General features: G+C 68.9%; 4 protein-coding genes and 1 pseudogene. 2 read left to right on the top strand and 3 right to left on the bottom strand.

The annotated features are described in order from the left end of the window. Positions 1 to 717: pseudogene (locus I6U14_RS16885) on the top strand (hypothetical protein); the annotation flags it as partial. A 199-nt stretch (positions 718 to 916) separates the two neighbouring features. Here I6U14_RS16885 and I6U14_RS16890 read toward each other — a convergent pair. From I6U14_RS16890 to I6U14_RS16900, 3 genes are read right to left on the bottom strand one after another with little or no spacing between them, the layout of a single operon-like run. Next, positions 917 to 1,396, bottom strand: coding sequence for an aminoacyl-tRNA deacylase (locus tag I6U14_RS16890; protein WP_296900838.1), 480 nt, complete (start codon positions 1,394 to 1,396; stop codon positions 917 to 919). A 23-nt stretch (positions 1,397 to 1,419) separates the two neighbouring features. Continuing rightward, positions 1,420 to 1,977 carry a DUF427 domain-containing protein gene (locus I6U14_RS16895; RefSeq protein ID WP_296900840.1) on the bottom strand — a complete coding sequence of 186 codons (558 nt, stop codon included), beginning with the start codon at positions 1,975 to 1,977 and terminating at the stop codon, positions 1,420 to 1,422. Positions 1,978 to 2,019: 42 nt separating this feature from the next. Further along, on the bottom strand, positions 2,020 to 2,622 hold the full coding sequence (locus I6U14_RS16900; protein WP_296900842.1) for a DUF938 domain-containing protein: 603 nt from the start codon (positions 2,620 to 2,622) through the stop codon (positions 2,020 to 2,022). Positions 2,623 to 3,024: 402 nt separating this feature from the next. On the opposite strand from I6U14_RS16900, the gene I6U14_RS16905 reads away from it, so the two are divergent. Continuing rightward, on the top strand, positions 3,025 to 4,251 hold a 1,227-nt coding region (locus tag I6U14_RS16905), incomplete at its 3' end, for a hypothetical protein (protein ID WP_296900844.1).

Below are 4,251 nucleotides of genomic sequence, written 5' to 3' on the forward strand. Positions count from 1 at the left end.
TTTTGTGGGGCTGCGGTCGGGGGGGGGCACGGGCCTGTGGGTGACCGCGTGTATGGGCGCGGTGAGCGGCTGCGGGCCATCGCCAGGACACCGGTGGCGCAGGTGCCCGGGGAGCACAGTGAGCCGTACGTGGAGAAGGGGGAGGACGCTACGCGATGGGGAGCGCTGATGAGCGAGGCGCAGATGTTGCTTTTCCAGAGCCCGGTGAATCGGCAACGGGAGGCTGCTGGGCGACCTGCGGTAAATGGCCTTTGGTGCTGGGGTGGTGGCGCCTGGCGGTCGCCGCCGGCGCCGCCTGATCTGGTGCTGGGCTCGACGCCGCTGCTGAGGGGGCTCGCCGCGGCGGCAGAAATACCCCAATGCCCACAATCGGGCACGGATGTAGGTGGTTTGCTGCCTCGTTCCGATCAGCGCGTGCTGGTGGTATGGGACGCCCTGGACGACGCACTCGCAGACCGCGACGTCGCTGCCTGGGCCAGCGCCGCCGAGCGGTTGGAGCACTGGCTCGCCCCGCTGCCGGCGGCGCTGCGCGGCGGCGCCTGCGGCGAGCTCAGGCTCCATGCCTGCGACGGACAATGCCGCGTCGTTCGGGGCCATGACCTCGGCTGGCGGCTCTGGCCTCCGCGCTGGCTGCCGGGCGGTCGCCGGCAAACCCTGATGGAGCTTGCGGCGGCGCCGGTGGCTGAGCTTGGAGCCGGACCTACTGCAGCAGCCTGAGCACCTTGCGGATGGGTCGCGCTGGTTGTTAGACGCGGGTCAGTCCATCGTTTGCCGCCGACGAGTCAGGCACCATGAGCACGCGCCGCTCCGATGACGGGCGGCCTCGAGCCTATCGGGACGCTGATTCATCGGCGTTTCCGGTGCGGGCCACGACGGCCCGATTTTTGGGCAGGATGCCCAAGGAATCAGCATCTCCCTACGGCCGGGCGGCATCCACCAGCGTTGGGGTCAGTACTCGCATCAGTTCGGTGGTCGCGAGCTGTACGATGTAGCCGCGCTTTCCGCCGTTGATGTAGACCGTCGGCAGGTCTGCGATGGAGCGCTCGCAGTACACCGGCATGGTGTGCCGGGTGCCGAAGGGCGAGGTGCCGCCCACCTGATAGCCGGAATGTTTGTCGGCTACCTCTGGCGCGCAGGGCTGCACGCGCTTGGCGTTGATGGCCTTTGCGAGCAGGCCAGTGGCCACCTCGCGGTCGCCGTGCATGAGCATGATCAGGGGCTTGCGGGCGTCGTCCTCGAGGATGAGGGTCTTGATGACGGTGTGCTCGTCAACACCGAGCTGTGTCGCAAATTCCGCGGTGCCGCCCTGCTGATAATCGTACGGATACCCGTCGAAGGCGACGCCGGCCGCCCGCAGCACCCGCACCGCCTGTGTCACCGGCTCGCGCTTGGCCATGTGGCGGAGCGTCCGCGTGTGCGCTACCAGTGCCCGGTGCCGGGCTCGCCCTTGAAGGGCCCCACGAGCTCGCCGGTGATCCAGCCGCCGTAGTAGCCGCCGGCCTGGGCGCGTACGGCTTCACCGTCTACGAAGCAGCGCAGCTGCGAGGGGTAACAGGCAAACCAGCCGGCGATGGACGCTGCGTCGTCGAAGGCGTCCGGGTAGCGCCAAAGGGCGTTGTTGATACGGCGCCCGGTGCTGTCGGTGACGTGGAAATACTCGGCCCGGCCCTTCCATTCGCAGAAGGTGTGTCGGTTCGAGGGCGTCAGCAGGGACATGTCTACCGACTCTGGTGGCAGATAGAAGCTGGGCGGGCTGCCTGTCTCCAGCACCCGCATTGCACGGTCGGTGCTGGCCAGCAATTTGTCGCCCGTGTAGACCTCCACGCGGCGGCTGTCCGGCATGTAGGCCGGCGGGCGCGGATAGTCCCAGACGGACTCCTGACCAGGGCCCGGTGCGACGGCGAAGTCCGGACGCTCATGCCCGCGCCAGCGCCACGCGGCTCGGGCGCGATCCAGTCTGTTGGGGTCGATGCTCATGAGGATCCTCTAGGGGCTTGGCGTGCTGGTGGGCCGATGATGTCAGCGCTTGCGCCACACCAAGGTGCGGTTGTTCACCGGCATGGCGATGTCGTCTTCGAGCGTGAGCCCGGCGGCGTCGGCGATGGGCGTCAGGTCGTCGAGGTCGCGTACGCCGGAGAGCGGGTCGCGCTCACGCAGCATGCGGTCGAAGTCCGCGTTGCTGCGGCTGGTGTGGCGGCCGCCGTAGCTGAACGGCCCGTACAGTGCGAAGGGCGCCGCCATCGGCAGCAGGGCGCCGACACCCGCGAACAGACGCTCGACCTGGGCCCACGACATGATGTGTGCCGTGTTGGCGCTGTACGCGGCATCGAAGGGGGCCGCTTGATCGGGGACGGGCCAGAGGCCGTCGACATCGAGCGCGATGGCGGCGGGGAGGTTCGGCACGTTTGCTTCTTCCAGCCAAAGCCGAATGCCGGGCAGGTGCAGCGCGATATCGCTCGTCTGCCAGGTGAGGTGCGGCAGGGCGGGTGCGAAATGCGCGGCATGCTGACCGGTGCCGGCGCCAATCTCCAGCACGTGGCGGCAGTCTGCGAAGAGGGGGGTGAGCACCGCCAGGATGGGTGCCTTGTTTTGATCACAGGCGGGGGAGTAGGGCTTATCCATGGCGCGTCGTCGTCAGTGTGCGCTGGCCGTAGGCGGGCGTGAGCGGGCTGTGGTGTTGCCGCAGCGGGCTGCCTGCGGCCGCTGTCTAGGCCCCCTCGGGAGGTTGCGCGCCGCGGCAGGTTTTCAATGGTCGCGCCCGGCACGGTCGTGCTGAGACCTCTGCGATTCCGCTATCATCTGGCCTGTTCCGTGGCGTGCCGGCGCCCAGGGAGATTCCAATTTTATTGGTCCTGCCTGACGAAAGATCGGACGGAGCCGGAACGCGTGGTCTGCCGGCTCTCTCACCTTCAAGCGCCTAGGCGCCTGAACGTGGTGGGTTGTCCTTGCCCGTACGGGCAATGCCGAACAGTTCGGCGTTTCCCTCGGTGCCGCTCGCTCCTCTTTGCCACCTATGTTTTTGCCATGCCGACAGTCGCCATCCTTCTGCTGCCCGCGGCCCTGTTGCTGCTCGTGGCCTGTGCGCAGCCGCCGGACGGCGCGGGCAGCGAGCGGCCGGGGCTGGCGGCGGAGCCGAGTCCAGAGGACGCCGGCGCTGATCCGGGGATACCTGCTGGGCTTCCGAGCGAGCCCGATGTGGATCTGCGCATGCCGCCGCGGTGGCTGCCAGCAGAGGAGCTGGTGATCGGGCCGCCTGCAGCCGATGCCGGGGACGGGCTGGACCCGGGGGCGTCCAGTATGCCCGAGGGCGACCCGGCCCTGCGGCAGGCAGTGGCCGGGCGCTGCGGGAGCCGCCCTGCGGGCGTGACCGAAGGCTCCCTGTTGCGAGCCCTAATTGCGGAGCTGCAAGCGGATGGTGTGGATCCCGCGCATGCGACGGATGCCCTCATCCTCGGCCGCTGCGGTGACCTCGCCGACATCGTGACCGAAATGGTCGCGCAGAATGGAGCGGACGCCGCCGTGCCGGTGATCGATCGCGCTTTGGCCATCGCCGGCGGGGGCGCTGCGCTCGTGGTCGAGCGCGCCGCAGCCGAGGGTCTGCTGCGCGCCGGCCGCGATCGGGTTGGGTCCGCCGGCGGCATGGGGCCGGTTCTGGCGGGCGGCACCGGTGACTACGCGATGGTTTACTTTCCCTTGGGTGGTGCCGCGGCGAGCGCAACCGAGCGCGGTGCCTCCAGCCTGGCGGAGCTTGTCGGCAACGCCGAGCCTGGCTACGGCATCTACACGTATATCCTACATGGCGACGACGCCGTCGCGGACGCCGGCGATGCGGCGCACTTGGCCACCTACCGAGAGCTGTTGCGTGTCATCGAGACCTATGTACTCGTGGCGGGTCCGGATGCTGGCGGGCCCGACCTTCGCGCGCACACCTTCCTAGTCCCTGTGCACGCAGGCCGCGCCGGCGCACCGCTGACGGACCGCACCGGTCCTGATCTATCCGCGGCCATGCGCCTGAAGCTGGCGGAGCATCTGCGTCGGGTGGGCCAGTCGGCGCTGGCGGCGCGCCTGGCAACGGCCCCCGGACCATTCCTGGTTTCCAGTTTGGAGCCGCGGCTGGTCCCCGGCAGCCAGCTCGCGCCGCGTATGATCGTCGATCTGAGCGGTATCGGGCCGGAGTACATGTACAGTATCGTCGATGCGTACGACCGTACCATTCCGCCGGACACGGCGGGCCGGGTGGAGAGCCTGCTC

The sequence above is a fragment of the Thiohalocapsa sp. genome (assembly GCF_019695415.1).
GTDB lineage: Bacteria > Pseudomonadota > Gammaproteobacteria > Chromatiales > Chromatiaceae > Thiohalocapsa.

Bases quoted from the DNA above. Each gene is read 5' to 3' on its own strand.
- I6U14_RS16890 (WP_296900838.1), bottom strand. From the start codon at position 1,396: ATGGCCAAGCGCGAGCCGGTGACACAGGCGGTGCGGGTGCTGCGGGCG.
- I6U14_RS16895 (WP_296900840.1), bottom strand. From the start codon at position 1,977: ATGAGCATCGACCCCAACAGACTGGATCGCGCCCGAGCCGCGTGGCGC.
- I6U14_RS16900 (WP_296900842.1), bottom strand. From the start codon at position 2,622: ATGGATAAGCCCTACTCCCCCGCCTGTGATCAAAACAAGGCACCCATC.